At 71.5% G+C, this 24,056-nt stretch carries 26 protein-coding genes and 1 pseudogene; 2 read left to right on the forward strand and 25 right to left on the reverse strand.

What is annotated here, in order from left to right; genetic code table 11:
• Positions 1–37: 37 nt before the first annotated feature.
• The 6 genes from ACIP5W_RS31340 to rpsB form a co-directional block, all read right to left on the reverse strand.
• Positions 38–214, reverse strand: coding sequence for a hypothetical protein (locus tag ACIP5W_RS31340; RefSeq protein ID WP_401480702.1), 177 nt, complete (start codon positions 212–214; stop codon positions 38–40).
• Between the two features lie 98 nt (positions 215–312).
• Positions 313–1,539 (reverse strand): phosphatidate cytidylyltransferase, encoded by a 1,227-nt coding sequence (locus ACIP5W_RS31345; RefSeq protein WP_401480704.1) that lies wholly within the window; start codon positions 1,537–1,539, stop codon positions 313–315.
• Positions 1,539–2,096 carry a ribosome recycling factor gene (gene frr / locus ACIP5W_RS31350; protein WP_327318142.1) on the reverse strand — a complete coding sequence of 186 codons (558 nt, stop codon included), beginning with the start codon at positions 2,094–2,096 and terminating at the stop codon, positions 1,539–1,541. Before frr ends, ACIP5W_RS31345 begins: the two co-directional genes overlap by 1 nt.
• A 195-nt stretch (positions 2,097–2,291) precedes the next feature.
• On the reverse strand, positions 2,292–3,050 hold the full coding sequence (gene pyrH / locus ACIP5W_RS31355) for a UMP kinase (RefSeq protein ID WP_401480707.1): 759 nt from the start codon (positions 3,048–3,050) through the stop codon (positions 2,292–2,294).
• Positions 3,051–3,236: 186 nt separating this feature from the next.
• Complete coding sequence (gene tsf / locus ACIP5W_RS31360) at positions 3,237–4,073, reverse strand: translation elongation factor Ts (protein ID WP_401480709.1); 837 nt, start codon at positions 4,071–4,073, stop codon at positions 3,237–3,239.
• A 155-nt stretch (positions 4,074–4,228) separates the two neighbouring features.
• Entirely contained in the window at positions 4,229–5,152 is a 924-nt protein-coding gene (gene rpsB / locus ACIP5W_RS31365; protein WP_401480711.1) for a 30S ribosomal protein S2, read from the reverse strand.
• 281 nt (positions 5,153–5,433) lie between these two features.
• On the opposite strand from rpsB, the gene ACIP5W_RS31370 reads away from it, so the two are divergent.
• The gene (locus ACIP5W_RS31370; protein WP_401480713.1) at positions 5,434–6,078 is read left to right on the forward strand and encodes a murein hydrolase activator EnvC family protein; all 645 of its coding nucleotides are present in this window, start codon (positions 5,434–5,436) and stop codon (positions 6,076–6,078) included.
• A gap of 197 nt (positions 6,079–6,275) precedes the next feature.
• Here ACIP5W_RS31370 and ACIP5W_RS31375 read toward each other — a convergent pair whose 3' ends face one another.
• The 18 genes and pseudogenes from ACIP5W_RS31375 to ACIP5W_RS31460 form a co-directional block, all read right to left on the reverse strand.
• Positions 6,276–6,830 (reverse strand): TetR/AcrR family transcriptional regulator, encoded by a 555-nt coding sequence (locus tag ACIP5W_RS31375; RefSeq protein WP_401480750.1) that lies wholly within the window; start codon positions 6,828–6,830, stop codon positions 6,276–6,278.
• 136 nt (positions 6,831–6,966) lie between these two features.
• Positions 6,967–7,809: an RNA polymerase sigma factor WhiG gene (whiG, locus tag ACIP5W_RS31380; protein ID WP_401480715.1), complete on the reverse strand. Its 843-nt coding sequence runs from the start codon at positions 7,807–7,809 to the stop codon at positions 6,967–6,969.
• Between the two features lie 286 nt (positions 7,810–8,095).
• Positions 8,096–9,256 (reverse strand): DNA-processing protein DprA, encoded by a 1,161-nt coding sequence (gene dprA, locus ACIP5W_RS31385; protein ID WP_401480717.1) that lies wholly within the window; start codon positions 9,254–9,256, stop codon positions 8,096–8,098.
• The gene (locus ACIP5W_RS31390) at positions 9,253–10,878 is read right to left on the reverse strand and encodes a YifB family Mg chelatase-like AAA ATPase (protein ID WP_401480719.1); all 1,626 of its coding nucleotides are present in this window, start codon (positions 10,876–10,878) and stop codon (positions 9,253–9,255) included. The genes dprA and ACIP5W_RS31390 overlap by 4 nt, the downstream gene beginning before the upstream one ends.
• Position 10,879: 1 nt before the next feature.
• Positions 10,880–11,281, reverse strand: a complete 402-nt coding sequence (locus ACIP5W_RS31395) for a YraN family protein (protein ID WP_401480721.1) — start codon at positions 11,279–11,281, stop codon at positions 10,880–10,882.
• A 110-nt stretch (positions 11,282–11,391) separates the two neighbouring features.
• Positions 11,392–11,700 carry a DUF2469 domain-containing protein gene (locus ACIP5W_RS31400; protein WP_003965949.1) on the reverse strand — a complete coding sequence of 103 codons (309 nt, stop codon included), beginning with the start codon at positions 11,698–11,700 and terminating at the stop codon, positions 11,392–11,394.
• Between the two features lie 56 nt (positions 11,701–11,756).
• Positions 11,757–12,290: an NUDIX hydrolase gene (locus ACIP5W_RS31405; protein WP_401480723.1), complete on the reverse strand. Its 534-nt coding sequence runs from the start codon at positions 12,288–12,290 to the stop codon at positions 11,757–11,759.
• Positions 12,280–13,062 carry a signal peptidase I gene (gene lepB / locus ACIP5W_RS31410; RefSeq protein WP_401480724.1) on the reverse strand — a complete coding sequence of 261 codons (783 nt, stop codon included), beginning with the start codon at positions 13,060–13,062 and terminating at the stop codon, positions 12,280–12,282. The genes ACIP5W_RS31405 and lepB (ACIP5W_RS31410) overlap by 11 nt, the downstream gene beginning before the upstream one ends.
• Positions 13,063–13,329: 267 nt before the next feature.
• The gene (gene lepB / locus ACIP5W_RS31415) at positions 13,330–14,310 is read right to left on the reverse strand and encodes a signal peptidase I (RefSeq protein ID WP_401480726.1); all 981 of its coding nucleotides are present in this window, start codon (positions 14,308–14,310) and stop codon (positions 13,330–13,332) included.
• Entirely contained in the window at positions 14,198–15,289 is a 1,092-nt protein-coding gene (lepB, locus tag ACIP5W_RS31420) for a signal peptidase I (RefSeq protein ID WP_401480728.1), read from the reverse strand. Before lepB (ACIP5W_RS31420) ends, lepB (ACIP5W_RS31415) begins: the two co-directional genes overlap by 113 nt.
• Entirely contained in the window at positions 15,282–16,016 is a 735-nt protein-coding gene (gene lepB / locus ACIP5W_RS31425) for a signal peptidase I (RefSeq protein ID WP_401480730.1), read from the reverse strand. Before lepB (ACIP5W_RS31425) ends, lepB (ACIP5W_RS31420) begins: the two co-directional genes overlap by 8 nt.
• 45 nt (positions 16,017–16,061) lie before the next feature.
• Positions 16,062–16,412 (reverse strand): 50S ribosomal protein L19, encoded by a 351-nt coding sequence (gene rplS, locus ACIP5W_RS31430; protein WP_010353847.1) that lies wholly within the window; start codon positions 16,410–16,412, stop codon positions 16,062–16,064.
• A 134-nt stretch (positions 16,413–16,546) separates the two neighbouring features.
• Entirely contained in the window at positions 16,547–17,380 is an 834-nt protein-coding gene (gene trmD, locus ACIP5W_RS31435; protein ID WP_401480732.1) for a tRNA (guanosine(37)-N1)-methyltransferase TrmD, read from the reverse strand.
• On the reverse strand, positions 17,380–17,985 hold the full coding sequence (rimM, locus tag ACIP5W_RS31440) for a ribosome maturation factor RimM (protein WP_401480734.1): 606 nt from the start codon (positions 17,983–17,985) through the stop codon (positions 17,380–17,382). The genes trmD and rimM overlap by 1 nt, the downstream gene beginning before the upstream one ends.
• A 145-nt stretch (positions 17,986–18,130) precedes the next feature.
• Positions 18,131–18,370 (reverse strand): RNA-binding protein, encoded by a 240-nt coding sequence (locus ACIP5W_RS31445; protein ID WP_005479813.1) that lies wholly within the window; start codon positions 18,368–18,370, stop codon positions 18,131–18,133.
• 5 nt (positions 18,371–18,375) lie between these two features.
• Entirely contained in the window at positions 18,376–18,795 is a 420-nt protein-coding gene (gene rpsP, locus ACIP5W_RS31450) for a 30S ribosomal protein S16 (protein WP_401480736.1), read from the reverse strand.
• A 332-nt stretch (positions 18,796–19,127) separates the two neighbouring features.
• Entirely contained in the window at positions 19,128–19,724 is a 597-nt protein-coding gene (locus ACIP5W_RS31455) for a hypothetical protein (protein ID WP_392240295.1), read from the reverse strand.
• A 410-nt stretch (positions 19,725–20,134) separates the two neighbouring features.
• Positions 20,135–20,728: pseudogene (locus ACIP5W_RS31460) on the reverse strand (proline--tRNA ligase); the annotation flags it as partial.
• A 200-nt stretch (positions 20,729–20,928) separates the two neighbouring features.
• On the opposite strand from ACIP5W_RS31460, the gene ACIP5W_RS31465 reads away from it, so the two are divergent.
• On the forward strand, positions 20,929–21,813 hold the full coding sequence (locus ACIP5W_RS31465; protein WP_401480738.1) for an SAM-dependent methyltransferase: 885 nt from the start codon (positions 20,929–20,931) through the stop codon (positions 21,811–21,813).
• Positions 21,814–21,908: 95 nt separating this feature from the next.
• Here the strand turns inward: ACIP5W_RS31465 and ftsH are convergent, their stop codons facing one another.
• Positions 21,909–23,849 (reverse strand): ATP-dependent zinc metalloprotease FtsH, encoded by a 1,941-nt coding sequence (gene ftsH / locus ACIP5W_RS31470; protein WP_401480740.1) that lies wholly within the window; start codon positions 23,847–23,849, stop codon positions 21,909–21,911.
• Between the last annotated feature and the right edge of the window lie 207 nt (positions 23,850–24,056).

Here is a 24,056-nt window from a genome sequence, read left to right on the forward strand (position 1 = left end):
TCCAGTGTCGCAGATCGACTCGGGTGCCCCGGTCGGCTCAGAACAGCCCGGCGGCCACAGCCGCGCACCACCCGATGTACGCCTTGGTGCGGTGCCATCCGCCGCAGTACAACTTCGCTCTGCGCCGCCCGTTCTGCGCGAGAAGCGCCTTGCACCACCGGCACTGCAGGTCGCCGTGATAACTGCCGTCTTCTTCGCGCCTCGCCCGCCCCATGCGGAGAATCCTAGCGGCCCGTTCGCCGGCCGGTTCATGCGACGAGCCCCCGTCCTCGGGGGACGGGGGCTCGTTCCGGGCGCGGGGCGGGAGACCGCTCAGCCGGAGCCCACGAACAGCACCAGCAGCAGCCACACCACCGGCGCGGTGGGCAGCAGGGAGTCCAGGCGGTCCATGATGCCGCCGTGGCCGGGGAGCAGCGTGCCCATGTCCTTGATGCCGAGGTCCCGCTTGATCATGGACTCGCCGAGGTCGCCGAGCGTCGCGCTGGCCGCGACCGCCAGGCCGAGCAGCAGACCCTGCCACCAGGCGCCGTCCTCGATCAGGAACTGCATGCACAACGCGCCCACGACCATCGCGAAGGACACCGCGCCGAGCAGGCCCTCGCGGGTCTTGCCGGGGCTGATGCGCGGAGCGAGCTTGCGCTTGCCGAAGCGCCAGCCGACGGCGTACGCCCCGGTGTCGCTGACGACGGTCAGGAGCAGGAACGTCAGGACGCGGCGCGCTCCGTCGTCCGCGGTGAGCATCATGGAGACGAACGTGGCCAGGAACGGGACGTAGAAGGCGGCGAAGACACCGGCCGTGACGTCCCTGAGGTAGCCCTCCGGCGGTTCCGTCATCCGCCAGACCAGGACCGCCAGCGCGGTCAGGGCCATGGCGACCCAGGCGCCCTCGGCGCCCCGGACGTACCCGGCGACGACCATGGCGGCGCCGCCGACCGCGAGCGGCACCAGCGGCGCCTTGATGCCCTTGCGCTCCTGGAGCCGGCTGGTCAGTTCCCACAGGCCGACGACGACGGCGACCGCGACCACGCCGACGAACACGGCCTTGACCACGAACAGCGACGCGATGATGACCGCACCGAGCCCGACACCGACGCCTATGGCCGCAGTCAGGTCACGGCCCGCGCTCTTCTTCTGCGGGACGGGTGCCGGCTGTGGTGCGTCGGGCATGGGCTCCGGATTCTGCGGCACCGCCGCAGGGGGCAGCGCCGACGGGGTCTCGTCACGGAACGTCCCCGCGCGGGACGTCTCGTCGCGGAACGTCCCGCCGTGGGACGTCCCGTCGCGGAACGTCTCGTCTCGGAACAAGGGGCCGCCCAGCCGAGCGGCCCCCCGGTCGTCATCCTGGTTTCCGCCATGAGCGGGTACGTCGGGGACGATGGGCATGGGGCGAGTCTGCTGCGCCTCAGGCGCATCGTACGCGGGACCCGCCGCGGCAGCCCCCTGGACGGGTCCGTGCGGGACGGCCCCGTGATCGTTGGGCCCCCAGTACCCGGCCTGTGAACCGGCACGTGGCGGAGCGCCCCAGGAAGAGTCGTTCATCAGACCTCGAGCAGCTCCGCTTCCTTGTGCTTCAGGAGCTCGTCCACCTGCGCGACGTACTTCGCGGTGGTGTCGTCGAGTTCCTTCTCCGCACGGCGGCCCTCGTCCTCCCCGACCTCGCCGTCCTTGACGAGCTTGTCGATGGCGTCCTTGGCCTTGCGGCGCACGGCGCGGATGGACACCTTGGCGTCCTCGCCCTTGCCCTTGGCGACCTTGATGTAGTCGCGGCGGCGCTCCTCCGTCAGCTCGGGGAACACCACCCGGATGATGTTGCCGTCGTTGCTCGGGTTGACACCGAGGTCCGAGTCGCGGATCGCCTGCTCGATGTTGCGCAGCGCGCTCTTGTCGAACGGGGTCACGACCGCCATGCGCGGCTCCGGCACGGAGAACGAAGCCAGCTGGTTGATCGGCGTCGGCGCGCCGTAGTAGTCGGCCACGATCTTGTTGAACATCGCCGGGTGCGCACGGCCGGTGCGGATCGCGGCGAAGTCCTCCTTGGCGACCACGACGGCCTTCTCCATCTTCTCCTCGGCCTCGAGGAGGGTCTCTTCGATCACCACTTGCTCCTGCGTGTCTTGAGTAGGCCCGGCTGCGGTTCCTTGCGGAGGCGGCGGCCGGCTGCGTCGCGTCTTCTTCCTGCACGGTTCCCGACCGGCAGGACATTGTCCATCCCCCGGCCAGGGTCGGTCGCCCGGTCAGGCTCTGTCGTACGAACCGGGGTTCCTACGGGTCGGACCCGGGAGTTCCCGCGGTCAGGCCCGGCTGCCTTGCTCACTCACCAGCGTGCCGATCTTCTCACCCTTGACGGCCCGCGCGATATTGCCCTCCGCCAGAAGCTCGAAGACGAGGATCGGGAGCTTGTTGTCGCGGCACAGCGTGATGGCGGTGGCGTCGGCGACCTTCAGATCGCGGGTGATGACCTCGCCGTAGCCGAGGGCGTCGAACTTGACGGCCTCCGGGTTGGTCTTCGGGTCGGAGTCGTAGACGCCGTCCACGCCGTTCTTGCCCATCAGGAGGGCCTCGGCGTCGATCTCCAGGGCGCGCTGGGCGGCGGTGGTGTCGGTGGAGAAGTACGGCATGCCCATACCGGCGCCGAAGATGACCACGCGCCCCTTCTCCAGGTGGCGCACGGCGCGCAGCGGGATGTACGGCTCGGCGACCTGGCCCATGGTGATGGCGGTCTGGACGCGGCTGTCGATGCCCTCCTTCTCCAGGAAGTCCTGGAGGGCGAGGCAGTTCATGACCGTGCCGAGCATGCCCATGTAGTCCGAGCGGGCCCGGTCCATGCCGCGTACCTGGAGTTCGGCGCCGCGGAAGAAGTTGCCGCCGCCGATGACCACCGCGATCTGCGCCCCGTCGCGCACGACGGCCGCGATCTCGCGGGCGATCTTGTGCACCACGTCGGGGTCGACACCCAGGCTGCCGCCACCGGCGAAAGCCTCTCCGGACAGCTTCAGCAGAAACCGTCCGCTCACTTTGCCGTCGTCGCTCTTCTGGGCCTTGGTGGTCATGGGAGATCCCGCCTCTTTCACGTGGTGCACATACGAAGAAGGCCACTGCCGGTGGGGTGTTCGCAACCCGTGCGCGGCAATGGCCTCCTCGTCAGATCTGCTGTCGTCCGCCACACGCCAGGTGACGGCGTCCACGGACGACTGCTGCCGACCCTATCGGGGCCGGGCGTCCGTCGCGGTACGGACTCAGATGCCGACCTTGATGCGCGCGAAGCGCTTCAGGGTGACACCGGCCTCGTCCAGGACCTTCTGCACGGACTTCTTGTTGTCCAGGGCGTACGGCTGGCCGAGGACCGTGGCGTCCTTGAAGAAGCCGTTGAGACGACCCTCGACGATCTTGGCGATCGCGGCCTCGGGCTTGCCCTCGGCGCGGGTGGTCTCCTCGGCGATACGACGCTCCGACTCGACGACCTCGGCCGGCACGTCCTCCTTGGAGAGGTACTTCGGCGCGAAGGCGGCGATGTGCTGGGCGATGCCCTTGGCGACCTCGGCGTTGGGCTTGTCCAGCTCGACGAGGACACCGATCTGCGGGGGCAGGTCGGGCATCGTGCGGTGCATGTAGACGGAGACGTAGCCGTCCGCGAACTGCGCGAAGCGGTCCAGGACGATCTTCTCGCCCAGGTTGGCGTTGGCCTCGTCCACGAACGCCTGGACGGTCTTGCCGGGCTCGATCTCGGAGGCGAGCAGCGCCTCGATGTCGGCCGGGGAGGTCTTGGCGACGTGCTCGGCGATCGCGTTGGCGACCGCCTGGAACTTCTCGCCCTTGGCGACGAAGTCCGTCTCGCACTTCAGCTCGACCAGAACGCCGGAGGAGTTGTCGCCGGCGATGACCGAGACCACTGCGCCGTTCTCGGCGGAGCGGCCCTCGCGCTTGGCGACGCCCTTCTGGCCCTTGATGCGGAGCGCCTCGACGGCCTTGTCGACGTTGCCCTCGGCCTCGTCCAGCGCCTTCTTGCAGTCCATCATGCCGGCGCCGGTGAGCTCGCGGAGCTTCTTGACGTCGGCGGCGGTGTAGTTCGCCATGAGTCTGTGAGTCTTTCTCGAAGTCTGGAAGATCGAAGATCTACGGGGTCTGTGGCCCACACGGAACTGTGGGGCCGCGACCCGCCGCTGACCTACGGGTGAACGGCGGGAGCGGACTCGATGTCACCGCTCCCGCCGTCGCACGTCCCGACGGGTCAGGCCTGCTCGCCCTCGGCGGCCGGAGCCTCGGCGGCGGCCGGAGCCTCCGCAGCCGGAGCCTCCTCGGCGGCGGGCGCCTCGGCAGCGGCCTCGGCCGGCTTCTCGGCGGCCTCGTCCGTGTTCTCGGCGGCCTCGGCGTCCGCCTTCTTCTCGCCCTCGAGCAGGTCGCGCTCCCACTCGGCCAGCGGCTCGCCGGCGGCCTTCTCGCCCTTGCCCTCGGTGGCGACACCGGAGCGGGAGATGAGGCCCTCGGCCACGGCGTCGGCGATCACGCGGGTGAGCAGGGTGACGGAGCGGATCGCGTCGTCGTTGCCCGGGATCTTGTAGTCGACCTCGTCGGGGTCGCAGTTGGTGTCGAGGATGGCGACGACCGGGATGTTGAGCTTCCGGGCCTCGCCGACCGCGATGTGCTCCTTCTTGGTGTCCACGATCCAGACGGCGCTGGGAACCTTGGACATCTCGCGGATACCACCGAGGGTCTTCTCGAGCTTGGCCTTCTCACGCGAGAGGACCAGGAGCTCCTTCTTCGTCAGACCCGACGCGGCGACGTCCTCGAAGTCGATCTGCTCGAGCTCCTTGAGGCGCTGCAGACGCTTGTAGACGGTCGAGAAGTTGGTGAGCATGCCGCCCAGCCAGCGCTGGTTGACGTAGGGCATGCCGACGCGGGTGGCCTGCTCGGCGATGGCCTCCTGCGCCTGCTTCTTCGTGCCGACGAACATGACCGTGCCGCCGTGGGCGACGGTCTCCTTGACGAACTCGTAGGCGCGGTCGATGTACGACAGCGACTGGAGCAGGTCGATGATGTAGATGCCGTTGCGCTCGGTGAAGATGAAGCGCTTCATCTTCGGGTTCCAGCGACGGGTCTGGTGACCGAAGTGGACGCCGCTCTCCAGCAGCTCCCGCATCGTGACGACGGCCATGGCCGTTCTCCTTGTTTTTCTCGGTTGTGCCGCGGGGACCGGACGGCTCCCGCGCCTGACGCCCGCGATGCGCCGAGCCACGAAGGACCGAGGGGCGCAGATACCGGAATCCGACCACTGCCGGGACCCCGGTACCGGGGCGTGCGAAGTCGACCCGGTGACCCGGATCGCCAGAAGAAGTGTACGGGACCCGCGGGGTACCGGGTGACGCCGCTGTCCACAACAGGGCAGTGGTCCACAGGTCCGGGCGCCGTCGGCCTGCGGCCGGGGACCGTACTGCCATGCACGTCAAGCGACTCCTGCCCCTGCTGCCGGCCCTCCTGCTCACCGCGACGGCCTCGGCGGCCGGCGCCGCACCCGAGCCGGTCCGGGCTCCGGCGCCGGTCCGGGCTCCGGCGCCGAGTCCGCCTCCGAGCTCGGTACCGGTTCCGGTCCCGGGCTCGGGCTCGGGCTCGGAGGCGGTACCCGTTCCGGCGATCGCCCGGTCCTGGCCGGTGGGCACCCGCCCCGTGGTGGTACGCGGCTGGGACCCCCCGGCCACCCCGTACGCCCGCGGCCACCGCGGTGTCGACCTGGCGGCCCCCGTCGGCGCCCCGGTCCGGGCGGTGGCGGCGGGCCGGGTGCTGTTCGCGGGCCAGGTGGCCGGCAGGGGCGTGGTCTCACTGGAACTGACGGGAACGGGCACCCCGCCCCTGCGCACGACCTACACGCCGGTGCGCCCCTCGGTCTCCGAGGGCGACGAGATCGCCCCGGCCCAGCCGGTCGGCACCCTCGCCGTCACGCCCTCCCACTGCACCACGCCATGCCTGCACTGGGGCCTGCGCAGGGACAAGGCCTACCTGAACCCGCTGTCCCTGCTCCCGGCATGGCTGAGCGCGAGGGCCCCGGCACGGCTGCTGCCCGTCCTGGGCGTACCGCTGCCGTAGCCCGTTGATCCGCGGCGGCCGTGCCGTCCGGGGCGGCTCCCGGCCACCGGGGGACGGTGCCCGCGGTCGCCGGGCGGCACTGCTCGCGCCCACCACCGACCGCGGGCACCGGGCACCGGGCTGCAGGCAGTAAGCACTGAGCACCAGCACCAGCACCAGCACCAGCACCAGCACCGAGTGAACTCGCGGCGCGGGATCTACCCCCGAACCCCCCGCGACACCATCCCCACCGCCGCCTCCGTCACCACGGAGGCCTCCTCCACGCCCAGCTCGAGCCTCCGCACGGCCGCGTCCACGACACCCTGGACCAACATGGCCGCCAACCGCGGTTCCGCGTGCCCCATCTCCGCCACCGCTTCGACGATCATCGCCACGAGACCCCCGTGCGCGGCCCGGATCTTCTCACGTGCCCCCGCATCCAGCTCGCTCGCCGAGATCGCCACGACGGCCCGGTGCCGCCGGTCCCCCACCAGCGCCAACTGCCGGCGCACATACGCCTCGACCTTGGCCTCCGGCCCTTCCGCCGCGGCCATAGCCGCCTCGACCTCGGCCGCCCAGACGGGGAAGTCGACCTCGCACAGTTCCTCGACCACGGCAGCCCGCGACCGGAAGTACTCGTACACGGAGGAGCGCGCGAGCCCCGTCCGCTCGGCGAGAGCGGGGAAGGTCAGCGCCTCCGTACCGCCCTCGGACAACAGCGAACGGGCCGCGTCCAGCAGGGCGGCTCGCTGCATCGACCGGTGCTCGGCCACGGAGGCCGCTCGAATCCTTGGCACGTCGACCACTCTACGGACGCCGCACCCGCATGGGGAGGGGCTCCGCCCGCACGACCCCGCGCGGCAGCCGCAGGACCACCGCCCATCGCCGCACCGCCTCGGTCCGGCCGGGTCAACGGCCGAAACCGGCCAGTTTCGCGCGTAGCTGGAGCACGGATTTGGTGTGGATCTGGCTGACCCGGCTCTCGGTGACCCCCAGCACGTTGCCGATCTCGGCGAGGGTCAGTCCTTCGTAGTAGTACAGCGTCACGACCGTCTTCTCCCGCTCGGGCAGGGTGTTGATGGCACGCGCCAGGAATCGCCGCAGCTCACGGTCCTCGGCCACCTCCACCGGATTGTCCGCGGCGGTGTCCTCCAGGGTGTCCATGACGCTGAGGCCGTCCCCGCCCTCGCCGCCGACATGCAGCAGCTCCTCCAGGGCCACCACGTTGGCCAGCGACAACTGGCTGAACACGGAGTGCAGGTCGTCCACCGCGATGCCCAGCTCGGCGGCCACCTCGACCTCCGACGGGGTCCGTCTGAGCCGTGCCTCCAGAGTGGCGTAGGCCCGCTCCACGTTCCGCGCCTTCTGCCGTACCGACCGGGGGATCCAGTCCAGCGCGCGCAGTTCGTCGATCATCGCGCCCCGGATCCGGGTGATCGCGTACGTCTCGAACTTGATCTCCCGTTCGATGTCGAACTTCTCGATCGCGTCGATGAGTCCGAAGACCCCCGAGGACACGAAGTCGGCCTGCTCCACATTGGGCGGCAGGCCCACGCTCACCCGGCCCGCCACATACTTCACGAGCGGCGAGTAGTGCAGGATGAGCTGCTCCCGCAGCCGCTCGTCCCCCGTCGCCTTGTACGACCGCCACAGCTCGTCGAGTGTCGAGGGAGCGGGCGGCCGCACGCTGCCACCGTCACGGGCGGCTGGGGGGATCGCCGCCCGGTCGGACCCGGAGGTGTGCTGGGGCATTCGTCGCCTTGTGTCGTTCTGACGTGATGTGCGTGCGGGGGGTCTGGGTGGGCCGTCGGTCTGGTGTCGGACGGTGCCGAGTGGCCGGTCTGCACCGGAATCCTCGTGAGCGTAGCGTGACTGGGGTGTCGCGGTGTGCGAACAGCATGCCCCGCGCTGTACACGGATGCGTTCCGCTGGGCGCCCCGGCGGGGCGCGGCGGTCGCCCTGGGTGACCGGCGGATCGCGTCAACTGCAGTCAATCTCAAGGGCTTCGGCGTTCCCTCGGACGGCCGAACCCCCTCGGTCAACACGAGCGTCGCCCCGCTCGGACGGTGACCAACGCCTGGCGTGTCAACTTCCAGTCGTCGTCGTGTCGTTCGACGTAACCGAGTGCCCTCAGTTCGTACAGTCTCGCGATCGCGTCGTCCCTGGTGGTGCCGCCCTCCCGGGCGATCTCGTCGACCGTCGCCGCCCGCCGGCCGGGAAGCGCGGCCAGGACGCGCCGGGCGTCCGGCTCCAGGAGGTCGTGGGGAAGCACCGGGCCGCGCCGCTCCGGGGCGAGTTCTCCGATGCCGCCGACCAGTTCGACGACCTCCGCGGCGTCGGTGACCAGTACGGCCTCTGCGCGCAGGAGTTCGTGCACCCCCGCCGAGAGTCCGCTGGTGGCGGGGCCGGGGACGCCCATGGTGTGCCGGCCCAGCCGCTGTGCCGCCCGCGCGGTGACGAGGGAACCGCTGCGGTAGGCCGCCTCGACCACCACCGTGCCGCCGGTGAGCGCGGCGATGACCCGGTTGCGCAGGATGAACCTGCTCTGCGTGGGATGGTCGCCAGGCGGCAGCTCACCCACGACCAGTCCCTGCTCCGCGATCCTGTTGATCAGCCCCGTGTGTCCGCGCGGGTAGGGCCGGTCGACTCCGCAGGCGAGCACGGCGACGGTGGCACCGCCCGCGGCGAGCGCGCCCCGGTGCGCGGCCCCGTCGACTCCGTAGGCGCCGCCGGAGACCACCACCCAGCCGCGCTCGGCGAGCCCGGCGGCGAGGGTGGCCGCCATGTGCGCGCCGTACTCGGTGCAGGCTCGGGCGCCGACGACCGCGACCGACCTGAGCGCCCACATCCGCAGGCTGGGCCGGCCCCGGACCCACAGGCCCAGCGGCCGGGCGTCCCCGAGATCGTCCAGTGGGCCGGGCCACTCGGTGTCCCCCGGGCACACGAACCGCACCCCGGCCTCCCGGGCGACGGCCAGGTCCCGTTCCGGCTCGGCCCGGGCGGCCCGCGCCAGGAGCCCGGCCCATCGCTGCGCGGTCACCCCGGGCAGGGCCTCCCGGCCGGCACACAGCCGCCGTACCACTTCCCCGGCACCGCGCTCGCGCACCCAGCCGCCGCACACCTCGTCGCCGGGTTCGAGGACCCGGGTGAGGAAGGCCCGCGCGAGGCGCTCCCCGCCCGGCCCGTCGGTGCCGGTCACGTCAGCGCCCCGAGCGCCATCGGCACGCCGCGCGGGACCCCTGTACGCAGTTGCAGTGCCAGGGCGACGTCCCCCGCGTCGGGCCGGTCGTGTCCGACCAGGTCGGCGACGGTCCAGGCGACGCGCAGGACGCGGTCCAGCCCGCGGGCGGTGAGCACTCCCCGCTCCAGGCTCCGCTCGGCCTCCTCCATCGCGCCGGTCGCGGGATGCCACCGGCTGCGCAGCTCCCGTCCCGGCACCTCGCTGTTGGTCCGCCAGGGAGTGCCGGCCAGCCGGGCCCCCGCGCGCTCGCGTGCGGTCCGGACCCGGTCGGCGACGGTGGCCGTGGAGTCGCCGCCGGGGCCGCGGTGGGCCAGCTCGGCCCTGCTGACCGGGTCGACCTCCACCCGCAGGTCCACCCGGTCGAGCAGAGGCCCGGAGAGCCTGGCCTGGTAGCGACGGATCGCCGAGGGCGGGCATTCGCACAGGGTGTCGCGCTGGGAGAACCGGCCGCACGGGCACGGATTCGCCGCCAGCACCATGAGGAACCGTGCGGGAAACCGCACCACGCCGGCGCTGCGCGCGATCACGACGTGGCCGGCTTCCAGGGGCTGCCGCAGGGCATCGAGGGCGTGGGTGCTGAACTCCGGGGTCTCGTCCAGAAAGAGGATGCCGCGGTGAGCCATCGACACGGCTCCGGGCCGGGCGACGTGGGGTCCGCCTCCCACCAGCGCCTGCATGGTGGCCGAGTGGTGCGGGGCGCAGTACGGGGGGACGTCGATCAGCGGTTTGCCCGGCGGCAGCAGTCCGGCGACCGAGTGGACGGCCGTGACCTCCAGGGACTCCTCCCGGCCGAGCCGGGGCAGGACGGCCGGCATGCGCTCCGCGAGCATGGTCTTGCCGGCGCCCGGCGGGCCTTCCAGGAACAGGTGGTGGCCGCCCGCCGCGGACACCTCGACGGCCGTGCGCGCCGAGCGCTGTCCCACGACGTCCGCGAGGTCGTGCCCCGGGTCGTGCGGGGCGGTGCCGAGGCCGTGCACCCCGGTGGCCGTGCCGGTGCCGGGCATCCGCAGACCGGCCATGAGCGGGTCGGGCCGGCCCGGCTCGTCCGGTTCCTCGTCGGGCACCGGTTCGTCGGCGAGGACGGCGATCAGCTGGCGCAGGCTGCGCACGCCGAGCACGGAGACATCCGGGACCAGTGAGGCCTCGGCGACTGCGCACTCGGGCACGACCACCTGTTCGTAGCCGGCGTCCGCCGCCGCCAGCACCGCGGGAAGGATCCCGCGGACCGGGCGGACCCGTCCGTCGAGACCCAGCTCGCCGATCATCACGATGTCGGCGAGCACCCGCGGGTCGATCCGCTCGGCCGCGCCGAGCACGGCGCTGGCGATGGCGAGGTCGAAGCCGCTGCCGGCCTTGGGCACGGAGGCGGGGCTGAGGCCGACGGTGAGCTTCTTCTGCGGCCATTCGCCGCCCGAGTTCACCACCGCCGCCCGGACCCGGTCCCGGCTCTCGCTCAGGCTCTTGTCGGGCAGTCCCACCAGGGTGAACGCCGCCACTCCGGGTTCCAGGTCGGCCTGGACCTCGACGACGACACCTTCGACGCCCACCAGCGCCACCGAGCAGGTGCGCGCGAACCCCATCTCAGGCCACCCCCCGCGCGTGCTCGACGAGGGCGGCCCCGCGGCGGGGCAGGAGGACGCCGACCAGGTCGATGCGGACGCCGCCCGGCGGGGCTCCTCCGTGCGTCTGGATCCATCGCTCGGCGAGCCCGCGCAGCCGCTCCGCCTTCTCGGGCGTCACCCCGGCCATGGGGTGCTGGAATCCACCGCCCCGGCGGGTCTTGACCTCGCAGACGACCAGCACCTCGCCGTCCCGCGCGACGATGTCGATCTCACCGGTCCTGCCGCAGCGCCAGTTGCGCTCCAGGACCGTCATCCCGGCCTCTGCCAGCCGCCGCGCGGCCAGGTCCTCGCCGTACCTGCCGAGTGCCCCTCGTGCCAGATCCGTCTTCATGTCGGCACCACCTCCGGCGCCAACGTTCACGCATCAGCGGAAGCCGGAAGGATCTTGGTGCACAACTCGGCGGCTGTGGACAACTCCGCCACCCGCGGAAGCTAAGGGCATCGGCCCGGGAGCTCCGGCGGAAGCGGCGGTCATCCGCCCGGAAGCTCCAGGTCGCTCTTGTTCAGCTCCTCGATGTTCACGTCCTTGAACGTGAGCACTCGCACCTGCTTCACGAACCGGGCCGGCCGGTACATGTCCCACACCCAGGCGTCCGCCATCGACACCTCGAAGAACACCTCACCCTGGACCGAGTGCACCTGCATCTCGTAGTCGTTGGTCAGGTAGAAACGCCGCTCGGTCTCGATCACGTATTTGAACAGACCGACGACGTCGCGGTACTCCCGGTAGAGCTTCAGCTCCATCTCGGTCTCGTACTTCTCGAGGTCCTCGGCGCTCATGGCATGTTCCCCTTCAGCCGTGCGATCCCCCCATTGTGCGCCAGTCCCGAGAGCCGCTAGACGATTTCCGTGTCAAGGGTTACGGGCCGGGCCGGGGGACCTTCGTCGAGCAGTTTGCTCAGCAGCCCTGCGAGCCTGGTCGGATACACCGTCTCATGTGCCCGGGTCAGTTCCCGACACGTCCACCAGCGTGCTCCGGAGACGCTCCGCCGCTCCAGTTCGGTGAGGGCCGTCGCCCGGGGCTCCACCCCGGACGTATCGGCCGTACGGGCCAGGTAGTACCACTCGTCCTGGTTCCAGCGGCGGCCCGCGAACGGGAAGGAGCACCTCCGCCGCCACAGCACCGGGCCGAGCTCGACGTCGGTGATGCCGGTCTCCTCGGCGAGTTCCCGCAGCGCGGCCTCTTCACGGGTCTCGTCGCCCTCCACGCCACCGCCGGGCGTGAACCACCAGTCGTCGGCCGGGTTGTCCGGCTCATGGCCGTGCAGCAGCAGGATGCGGTCCGCGGGGTCGAGCAGCACCACCCTGGCGACCCTGCGCAGTCCGTCCTCGTACGGGTCGACGCCCGCGTCGGTCGTCTCAGCGGACACCGGCGGGCTCCGGACGGGTGTCGGCGCGGCCCCGGGCGGCACGCTTGGCGATCGGGCCGTAGGCGCCGCCGCCGAGGACGAGCACCGCGCCGGCCACGATCAGCCGGCCGATCGTGCGCAGCGGCCCCGGCTCGGAGAGCGTGCCCAACGCCTCGAAGCCGGTGGGGCGCTTGAGCATGCCGTCCATGGGCCATACGACGGCGTCCACGCGGGCCTTGACGGATCCGCGGGACACCGTGCCGCTGGCGGCGTCGGTGAGGTGGGCGGTGGAGTCCAGGGAGCCCTGGCGTTCGTCGCCGAGCAGGAAGAGGCGGCCGTCGGGGACCTTCACGGTCGGGAAGTCCGTGATCTCGGCGAGGCTGCCCTCGGGCAGGTACGGTTCCTCGATCTGCTTGCCGTTGACGGTCAGCTTGCCGTCGGTGCAGCAGGAGACGGTGTCGCCGCCGACCGCGACGACCCGCTTGACGACGGGCGCGTTGCTCGCCCACGTCTTGTCGGTGAAGACGACGACGTCCCCGCGGCGCACCTCGTCACCGTCCACGACCTGGGCGAGGACCCGGTCCCCGGCGGCGATGGTCGGGGACATGGAGCTGGTGGGCACGGTGTACGGCCGGTAGATGAGCGCCGCCCAGCCGAATCCGCCGAGGAACAGCGCGAGGCCCAGCGCGACGGCCACACCGGACAGCACGTGTCCGGTCCGCCCGCCCACCGGACCACTGCTGGTGCCACCGCCGCCGTGCGGGACCGTACGTGTCGTGCTCTCGCCACCCATGGATCGGCACCCTACCCGGCGGTACGAGTCCGGGTCAGCCCCTCGTCCCCGGCCGGGGCCGGGGCTTGGGAAAGGGTTTGCCGGGCGGATCAGCGGCACCCCGGCAGATCAGGGGCCCGGCCGCCCCGGCGGGTCCCGGCCGGATCAGCGCGTCCCGGGCGGAAGCAGGCGCCGGCCGGAAGCAGGCGCCGGCCGGAAGCAGGCGCCGGCCGGAAGCAGGCGCCGGCCGGATCAGCGGGTGCCAGGCCGAAGCAGGTCCCGGCCGGATCAGCGGGTCCCGGCCGTCTCGGCGCGCCGACGGCGCCAGAGGGCCACCGGGACGACACCGGCCAGCGCGACGCTCTGCGGGGCGGCGGTGAGGGCGGCCGAGGCCGCCGGGCCGGCCTGGAGACCCTGCTGGTCGAAGGTGTCCGGCACCGGCAGCGTGCCCCAGCGGTTGATCGGCCAGGCCTTGACGATGGCACGCCCGACGACCTGGTCGACGGGGACCATGCCGTGGTTCTTGTCGGACTGGTTGTAGCGGGAGTCGCGCGAGTTCTGGCGGTGGTCGCCCATCACCCAGATGAAGCCCTTGGGGACCTTCACCGTGAACTGCCCGCCCTGGTCGTCCATGCTGCACGGGGTGTTGCCCGGGTACACGTACGGCTCGTTCAGCGCCTTGCCGTTGACCCTCAGCGGGCCGGTCTTGTTGCAGGAGACGGTGTCGCCGCCGACCCCGATCACCCGCTTGATCAGGTCCTTCTCCTCCACCGACGGCATCAGGCCGATCCAGCTGAGGAAGGTCTGGATCGCGTTCGGCTCGGCGGTGGGCTCGCCCGCGAGCCAGGCGTCCGGGTCGTGGAAGACGACGACCTCGCCGCGCTCGGGCTCGGAGCCGAACCACGGGGTGAGCTTGTCGACCAGGACGCGGTCGCCCTCCTGGAGGGTGTTCTGCATGGAGTCGGAGGGGATCGAGAACGCCTGCACCAGGAACGTCTTGATCAGCAGCGCGAGGACGAGCGCGATGCCGATCAGGATCGGCAGTTCCTTCCAGAACGAGCGCGGCTTCTTCGCCCTGGGGGCCCCGTCACCGGAGCCCTGTCCCGTCACGGGGGGCTGCCCGTCCCCGGGCCCGTCGTCCCCGGCCGCCGGAAAGTCACTCCCGGAGGTCACAGCGCCGTCCGCGGCCGGGCCGGCCTCGTCCACGGGGTGTCCGCGGTGCTCCTCGCCGTCGTGCCCGGACCGTGCGCCAACCGCCACATCCCCCACGCCAACTCCTCACTCTGTGCCGCTGCCTGCCCCATATACGGCGCAGGCCCACCACTCCCATAACGAGCGGGAGTTCCGCAGGGCTCGGGAGTCTGATCGTTCCGTTCGGATCGTCGGAGGCAACCCTATGCGACCCGTCGGACTGCGCGGTCGCCCCGGACACCGAGTCGGTCACGGAGGAAAAGGTTTGCGGTTCCTTGAGGGAGTTCCAGTGGCCGAGCGGCCAGGCGATCACCATGGCGCGCCCCACCACCCCGTCCTCGGACACCGTGCCGCCGTATGTGTCCTGGTGGGACCGGGAGTCCGCGGAGTTCTCCCGGTGGTCGCCCATCACCCACAGGCGGCCCTCGGGGACGGTGATGTCGAAGGGCGTGAGCGAGGGCGCGTTGGCGGGATGGAGGTAGTCCCCCTCGTTCAGGGGAACGCCGTTGACGGTGACCCGCCCCTGCGCGTCACAGCACTGGACGTGGTCGCCGCCCACGCCGACGACCCGCTTGATGAGGTCCTTCTCGTCGTCGGACGGCAGCAGACCGATGAAGGTGAGCCCTTCCTTGATCTGCTTGACGACGACGGGGTCGTCCTTCTTCGTGGTGGTCTGCTCGTCCTGCAGCCAGCCGCCGGGGTCCTTGAAGACGACGACGTCCCCGCGCTGCGGCTTGGAGCCGAACCACGGGGTGAACTTGTCGACCAGGACACGGTCGCCGATCTGGATCGTCTGCTCCATGGAGCCGGACGGAATCACGAAGGCCTGTACCAGGAACGTCTTCAGGACGAGCGCTATCAGGACGGCGACCCCGACGAGCAGCGGGATCTCCCGGACTGCGCTGCGCCTGCGCTTGCGCTTGACCTTGCGCTGGAGCTTGCGCCGCTCCGCGCGCGTGCGGCCGCCGGCCGGACCGGCGGCGCGCCGGACACCGGTGGGCAGGAGGTTGTCCGCAGCGCTGTCGGACGCGCCGCGGGGCTTGCCGCGGTTACCCACGGGCGCCCGCCGGGTGCGGGTCGGTGCTCGCCTCCGGCACACGCGCGTAGCCGCTCGGGCGGTGCAGGCGGGTGAGGTGGGCGAAGGGCCAGGCGATCCAGTCGGCACGGCCGATCACCACGTCCACGGGGACCATGCCGCCGCCCGGCGAGCCGAGATGGTCGCGGGAGTCGCGGGAGTCGCTGCGGTGGTCGCCGAGGACGAACAGGGTGCCCTGGGGCACAGCCACGTCGAAGGGCACCGTGGACGGGCTGTCGCCCGGATACAGGAACGTGGACTCGTCGACCGACCGGCCGTTCACCTGGATCCTCCCCTCCTTGTCGCAGCAGACCACGTGGTCTCCCCCCACACCCACAACGCGCTTGATGTAGTCGGCGTGCCCGAAGTACCCGGTGCCGTCGAACACGACGATGTCCCCGCGTCGCGGCTCGGCACCGAAACGGTACGCCAACCTATTTACGAGCACACGGTCGCCGATCCTCAATCCGTTCTCCATGGATCCGCTGGGAATCTGGAACGGTTTCACCACGAAGAGGTTGAGGAGCAGCAGGAACAGCAGGCAGATCGACAGCGTGAGACTGATCCGGCCGCCCGGCAGCCACTCCGTGATCCGTGCCACGAACGCGAAACGCGACCGGTCCTCCGGTCCCTCCGGGTCCGGGATCGCTCCGGGATCGGAAGGGCGGGAGGAGCGGTCGCGCTCCGTCGGCTGAGCTTCGGTGTCCATCGGAGCCAGATGCTATCCAGCCCCGTCATGAACTCCTGAAGGCGCTCAGTTGTCGCGCTTCTCCTTGATCTTCGCGGCCTTGCCGCGCAGCTCACGGAGGTAGTAGAGCTTGGCGCGGCGCACGTCACCGCGGGTGACCAGCTCGATCTTCTCGACGATCGGGGTGTGCACCGGGAAGGTGCGCTCGACGCCGACGGAGAAGGAGACCTTGCGGACCGTGAAGGTCTCGCGGACACCGGCGCCCTGGCGGCGGATGACTACGCCCTTGAACTGCTGCACACGGGAGCGGTTGCCCTCGATGACGCGGACGTGGACGTTGACGGTGTCACCCGGGCGGAAGGCCGGGACGTCGCTGCGCAGCGACGCGGAGTCGACGGTGTCGAGCAGGTGAGACATTTCGTCTGCTTTCCTCGTTGATGCCACAGGTCATCAACGGAAACTAGGAGTTCTGAAGGGGGGTGGTGCGCGTCGGGGCGGGCGTCGTGTCCCCCCGTGGCAGGGGCGCACGCCGGACTGCGCACAACAGCGACCTATTGTTCCACGCCGTCGGTCCTGCGCCAAAATCGGCCGTACGGCTCGCCCTCGGGGTCGGGTGACCAGCCCAGGATGGAGAGCATCTCGCGGTCCTTCTTGTCGAAGGCGCGGGGCTCGCAGCGTTCGATCAGGTCGGGCCGGTTGGCCGTCGTGCGGCGCAGGGCCTCGTCGCGGCGCCAGCGCGCGATCTTTCCGTGGTGGCCGCTGAGCAGCACCTCGGGGATCTCCCGGCCGCGCCAGGCGGGCGGCTTGGTGTAGACGGGGCCTTCCAGGAGGGAGGCCATGGCGCCGGGCGCGAAGGAGTCGTCGCGGTGGGACTCGGCGTTGCCCAGCACCCCGGGGAGCAGCCTGGCCACGGCCTCCGTGACGACCAGGACGGCCGCCTCGCCGCCCGCCAGGACGTAGTCGCCGATGGAGACCTCGTAGACGGGGATCCGGGTGGCGTACTCGTCGATGACGCGCCGGTCGATGCCCTCGTAGCGGGCCGGGGTGAAGATCAGCCAGGGCCGCTCGGAGAGTTCGACGGCGAGTTCCTGGGTGAAGGGCCGGCCGCTCGGGGTGGGGACGACGAGCGCGGGGGTGTGCGCGCCCCGCTCGTAGCCGTCGGCGAGGACGGCGTCGAGGGCGTCGCCCCACGGCTCGGTCTTCATGACCATGCCGGGGCCGCCGCCGTAGGGGGTGTCGTCGACGGTGTTGTGGCGGTCGTACGTCCACTGCCGCAGGTCGTGCACCTGGACGTCCAGTTGTCCACGCGCGCGTGCCTTGCCGACCAGGGAGACGTTCAGCGGGTCGAGGTACTCGGGGAAGATCGTGACGACGTCGAGGCGCATCAGGAGCCGTCCCCGGTCCCGTCGGTGTTCTCTCGCGTCTTCTCGTCCCGTGCGGAGGCGGTCTCGTCCTCGTCGCGTGCGGAGGCGATCTCGGCGCGGTCGTCGATCAGGCCGGGGGGCGGGTCGATGACCGCCCGCTGCTCCTCCAGGTCGATCTCGACGACGATCGCCTCGACGAAGGGGATCATCACCTCGCTCCCGTCGGCCCGCTCGACGATGAAGAGGTCCTGGGAGGGCAGGTGGGAGATCTCCGTGATGCGGCCGACCTCGACGCCGTCCTTCGTCACCACGTCCAGGTCCATGAGCTGGTGGTCGTAGTACTCGTCCTCCTCCTCGGGGAGCTCCCGGGGGTCCACCTCGGCGATCAGGAGGACGTTGCGCAGGGCCTCGGCCGCCGTGCGGTCGGCGACCCCCTCGAAGCGCAGGAGGAGACGGCCGCTGTGCACCCGGCCGGTCTCGATCGTGAGCGGACCCTTGGCGGCGGGATCCGTTGCCAGTACGGCGCCGGGGGCGAGCCGCAGTTCCGGCTCGTCGGTGCGGACCTCCACGGTGACCTCGCCCTTGATGCCGTGGGCGCGGCCGATCCGTGCGACTACGAGCTGCACTGTCGAAGATCTCCTGTCGTACCTGTCGTACCTGTCGTACCTGTCACGCGTGTCATGCCTGGCGCTCGTGCGCGCCCGCCGTAACGACTGCGGGCCGGGGACGGCCCAGTGGCCCTCCCCGGCCCGAGCCGGTGCTGCTGATGCGTCAGCGGACGTGGTCGACGTCGACGAGGTCGACGCGGACACCGCGGCCGCCGATGGCGCCCACGACGGTGCGCAGGGCGCGTGCGGTGCGGCCGTTGCGGCCGATCACCTTGCCGAGGTCGTCCGGGTGGACCCGGACCTCGAGCACCCGCCCGCGGCGCAGGTCGCGCGAGGCGACCTGCACGTCGTCGGGGTTGTCGACGATGCCCTTCACGAGGTGCTCAAGCGCCTCTTCGAGCATGCTGCTCAGGCCTCGGTCGACTCGGACTCAGCCGCGGCCTCGTCCTTCTTCTCAGCCTTCTTCTTCTGGGTGATGGCCTCACCCTTGCCCGTGTCGTCGCCACCGAGGGCCTCGAACGACGGGCGCGCCTTCTTCGGCTCGGCGACGAGCAGCGGAGCCGGGGCGGGCTCGCCCTTGAACTTCTGCCAGTCGCCGGTCTTCTTCAGGATGGCGAGCACGGGCTCGGTCGGCTGCGCGCCGACACCCAGCCAGTAGGCCACGCGGTCGGCGTCGACCTCGATGACCGACGGGTGGTAGGTCGGGTGGTACTTGCCGATCTCCTCGATCGCACGACCGTCACGACGGGTACGGGAGTCGGCGACGACGATGCGGTAGTGAGGCGCACGGATCTTGCCCAGACGCTTCAGCTTGATCTTGACTGCCACGGGAGTGAGTTCTCCTGGATTGACGTGTTTGGGCACGGCGAGATTGCCGCGTGGGGTTGCGGTACCCGAGTGCCCGATGGACGCGTCAGCCGGAGGAGAGAGGGGTCCTGTGCGGCTGTCGAGTACAGCTGACCATTGTGCCACACGCCGCGGGCCCTCCTGAGCCGCGGGTGCGCCGGGGCATGCCGCAGGAGCACCCGGCGCCACGGCGGCCGTACTGCGGCCGTACGCCGGGTGCCCGTGCCGCGGGTGCGGGGTGCCGTCGGGTGACGGCTCCCCGCACCGTCCGTCGAACCGGCAGCCACGAGATGCCGGTGCGTCCGTGCCCGCGGTTACGCCGCGCCCATGACCTCCGGGATGCGGAACGGCTTGCCGCAGCCGCCGCACACGATCGGGGCCTGGGCCAGGACCGACGGAACGACCCGGACGTTGCGTCCGCAGTCGCAGACGGCCTTGACGCGGACGCCGCCACCGGAGGAGCCGTGCCGGGCGGCCGGGCCGCGGAAGGCACGGGTCGTCTCGGCGGTGGTGGCGGCCACGTGGGCCTTGAGGGCCCGCTGGAGGCGCTCGATCGTCGGGCGGTAGCGCCGCTTGGCCTCGGGATTGAGGACCACCAGCGAGAAGCCGCTGCTGGGATGCGGTTCCTCGGGGTGGTCCAGGCCCAGTTCCTCGGCGATCGCGAGGAACCGGCGGTTGTGGTAGCGGCCGGCGCGGGAGGTGTCGCGGACCCCGCGGGCGGCGGCGATGCCATGGACTGCCTCATGAAGCAGTCGCTCGAAGGAGAGCTCGTGACCGCAGGCGGACGACGACTCCCCGATCAGTGACTCTGGCGCGGCAAGGTCCGGCAGCTCGGGGTGGTACCGCTGAATGTCGGCCCACGCCTGTGCCAGCTCTGCGGCGAGAACAGGTGGTGTCTGTGTCGTGCTCACGTAATGACAACGAGCGGGGGTGCCGCTGTGTTCCGATTCCGGGGCATCCCAAATAATTTGCACGTACCCGTCAGTTGCCACTGATGCGTCCTGACGAGGGCGGGTGCGCTGATCTGCGGAGAAGCCTCACAGCTCCTACCAAGCCGGTGCGTAGCCCCACGTACGTCCCTCACCTCCGGCCATGTCCACGACCGAGGAGAGAGTGTCCGGCTGAGGCGCAAGAGACGTTTCGGTCGCTCTCGGGGCGGAGGGCGTCGACTCAGTGGGCGCGCGCGACAACGGCGACGTTACCGGGCGCGTCCTCGGTCCCGGGCACCGGCCCGTCCTCGGCGACCGGACACCGTACGGTCGCCGCGTGCTCGGCCGGCGCGTTCTCACCGTCCTCGCCGAGGGTGGCCCAGGGAATGCGGGCCGGGCACCACGTCCAGGACGAGGACGTTCACCATGAGGTCCTCGTGGACCCGGCGGTGGACACGCGCGGCGAAGTCGCGGGCGTCCTCTTACATCGCGTGCGCGGTGTGGCCCTCCTGCCACAGGAACTCCGTGGTGCGCAGGAACAGCCGGGCCGCAGCTCCAAGCGCACCACGTCGGCCCACTGGTTGATGAGCAGCGGCAGGTCGCGGTGGCTCTGCACCCACTTCGCGAAGTACTCGTTGACGATCGTCTCGGAGGTGGGCCGGACGGCCGCGGGCTCCTCCAGCTCCTTGCCCCGCCGTGGGTCACCACGGCCGGCTCGGGCGCGAGGCCCTCGACGTGGTCGGCCTCGCGCGCGAGGGAGGACTGCGTGATCAGCAGCGGGAAGTATGCGTTCCGGGTGCCCGTCTCCTTGATCCGGGGGTCCGTCTCCGCCTGCATCCGCTCCCCCAGCCCGTACCCGTACGGGGCCGGATCACCATGGTGCCGCGCACCGGTCCGTTGTCGGCCGGTTCCGCCTTGGCGATCAGGTCCCGGTACCAGCGGGGCAAGTCGTCCGCCCGCGGGGTGAGAACGGGTGCCTTCGCCATGGCGCGAGGGTACGGGTCCACGTTGCCGGAATGTGAAATCCCGCCACACGCGCGGACGGCGCGCAAGCGGGCCTCCGCAACCTCTGGACGCGGGGTCGGGTGGGGAGTTACCTGGCATACGGGAGGGAGTGCGGGCGCACTGACGGGGGCCACCTGAACGGGTACTGCGGCAAACTCTCGGCGGATTGGGGCGCTTATCCATGACACCTACGCTCGTGCGGGAGCACCTGCTTCATGCGGGGCCCGCGCCCCGCATCGACCACGGTGCACGCGCGCGTGACTGGTCCGAGATCCAGGAGCGGATGCTGGTTCCGCTCTACGAGGCCGTCTACGAGCGACTGGGAGTGGGGCCCGGCACCCGTCTCCTGGGCCTCGGCTGCGGTTCCGGGCTGGCCCTGCTGATGGCGGCCTCCAGAGGCGCGGTCCTCACCGGCGTCGAGGCCCGGGCCCCGGAGCGGCTGGCCCTCGCCCGGCAGCGGCTGACTCCGGAGGCGGACGGCACGCGCGCGGGGGACGGCAGGCTCGCCAGGGGCGGCACGCGCCTCGTGGACGGCTCCCCCCGCGACGCGGCCGACGCTGCCGACGCGGAGACGCCCGCGTACAACCTGGTGACCGCCTTCGAGCCCATCGGATGCCTCGCGGGCGACTCCGAGGGGCTCGGCGAACTGCTCGCGGCCGCCACACCGCTGGCCGCGCGCGGGGCGCCCGTGGTGCTGGTGGGCTGGGGTCCGCCGGAGCGCTGCGCGACCTCGTCCGTGTTGCGGGTCGCCACCAGGCTGGCCGATCCGCTGCGGGCGGCGGGGAGTTGGCGCCCGGCGCTGCGCGACGACCTGGAGGAGGTCGCCCAGCGGGCCGGCCTCCGGCCCGACGGCTCCGGCCGGGTGGCCTGCCCGTTCGGGTACGCGGGCGTGGACAGCGCCCTCAAGGGCCTGTTGTCCACGGGCCTGTTCGACGCGGCGATCTCCGCGACGGACCAGGCACAGGTGGACAAGGAGGTGACCGAGGCGCTCCACCCCCACCGGCGGGCGGACGGCACGGTGTGGATGCCGAACGTCTTCCGGTACCTGATCGCCCGGGTCCCCTGAGCCCCCGGGTCTCCTGAGACCCCAGGTCTCCTGCAACCCCGGGGCCCCTGCAACCCCGGGTCCGCAGGACACGCCGGACTCTCGTGCCGCGGGTGCTATGTCTCGGTGTCCTTGGTCAGCCTGGTGATGCCCGCGATGCGGTACGCGTCCGCCTCGTCCAGCGTCTCGTTCTCCAGCAGCGCCCGGGCGAGGGCGTCCAACTGGCCTCGGTGGTCGCGGAGTTTGCGGCAGGCCTCCTCGTAGCACTCGTCGACGACGCGCCGCATCTCGTCGTCGATGGCGTCGAGGGTCTGCGGTGCGGCGGAGAGCCCGTAGGCCTGCTGGGCGTCGCCGGGCAGGGCCGACATGCGGCCGACGCGCTCGCTCATGCCCCAGCGGCCGACCATGCCGCGCACGATGGTGGTGACCTGTTCCAGGTCGTTCTCGGAACCGGTCGTGATCATGTCGTAGACGACGTGCTCGGCCGCCATGCCGCCGAGCGCGCCGATGATCCGGCCGCGCAGGTATTCCTCCGTGTACGCGTACCGGTCGGCGTCCGGCGTCGACAGGGTCACGCCGAGGGCGCGGCCGCGCGGCACGATGGTGATCTTGCGGACCGGGTCGGCGCCGGGCTGGAGCATCCCCAGCAGGGCGTGCCCGCTCTCGTGGTACGCCGTCCTGCGCCGCTCCTCCTCGGGCATCACCAGGGAGCGTTCCGCGCCGAGCTGCACCTTTTCCAGGGCCTCCGACAGGTCGCTCCGGGTCACCTGGTCCTGCCCCCGTCTGACGGCGAGCAGCGCCGCCTCGTTGGCGAGGTTGGCCAGCTCGGCGCCGGTCATGCCCGGGGTCGTACGGGCCACCTGGGCGAGGTCGACGTCCCGGGCGAGCGGGATCTCCCGGGTGTGGATCGCGAGGATCGCCTCACGGCCGCCGCGGTCGGGGGGCGAGACGTTGACGATCCGGTCGAAGCGGCCCGGCCGGGTGAGGGCCGGGTCCAGGACGTCGGCGCGGTTGGTGGCGGCGAGGACGATCACGCCCTCGGAGCCGGAGAAGCCGTCCATCTCGGTGAGGATCTGGTTGAGGGTCTGCTCGCGCTCGTCGTGACCGCCCATGGCCGAGCCGCCGCCGCGGGCCCGCCCGATGGTGTCGATCTCGTCGATGAAGATGATCGACGGGGCCACCTTGCGGGCCTCCGCGAACAGCTCCCGCACCCGGGAGGCGCCGACGCCCACGATCATCTCGATGAACTCGGACGCCGACGCGGAGAAGAACGGCACCCCCGCCTCCCCGGCCACCGCCCGCGCGAGCAGCGTCTTGCCGGTGCCGGGCGGGCCGGCGAGCAGCACGCCGCGGGGCATCTTGGCGCCCATCCTGCGGTAGGCGTCGGGGTTCTTCAGGAAGTCGACGACATCGCTCAGCTCGCCCGCGACCTCGTCGATGCCGGCCACGTCGTCGAAGGTCGTCCGTTCCTGCCCCGGCTCCAGCTCGACGGGCCGGGGCGGCGCCTTGCGGCCCAGCATGCCGCCCGCCCCGCCGAAGCCCGAGCGCATCCGCCGGGCGATGAACACCCACACGGCGACGAGCAGCACCATCGGGGCGAGCGCGATCAGCAGATTGGCGAGAAGGCTGCGCTGGCGGACGACCGGCTCGGCGGTGACGGTGACGTCGTGCTCGGTCAGGTGGTCCCAGAGCGGGTCGTCCGCGAAGGTCGGCCGCTCGGTGCGGAACTTGGTGTACCCGCCTCCGCCCTGCGGATTGTCCCGCTCCTTCCTGAGCTGCCCCTGGATCGCGTCGCCCTTGGCATAGATCTTGCTGACGTTGCCGGCGTCGACCTGCTTGCTGAACTCTGTGTAGGAGATCGTCGGTTCGTCGCCCTTGTTGTAGAGCGACAGCACGAGCAGCGCGATCAGGAAGACGACCAGCGCGGCGAGGATCAGGCTCCACCAGCCGCCGCGCAGCCGTCGTACGCCCGACGGCGGCTTCGGCGGCTCCTCCGGGGCGCCCTCGGTGCGCCAGGGCTTGTCGGGCGACTTGCGTGGCGGCGCAGCGTTGGTCATATCGGGACGTTACGACACACCACGGCCGTCAGCACCCGCGGGGAACGCGAAGGGGGCACCCGTCCCGGCACGAGGAGGCATGCGTCGGGGGGGGCCCCCGGGGGGGGGGGGCCCCCCCCCCCCGGGGCCGGGGGCCCCCCCCGGACAACGGGGGCACGGCGGGGGGCGGGCACCCACGGCCCGCCCGGGCGCCCGCGCCGGCGCCGG

Source organism: Streptomyces sp. NPDC088766, assembly GCF_044750845.1.
In the GTDB taxonomy this organism is placed as follows: domain Bacteria; phylum Actinomycetota; class Actinomycetes; order Streptomycetales; family Streptomycetaceae; genus Streptomyces.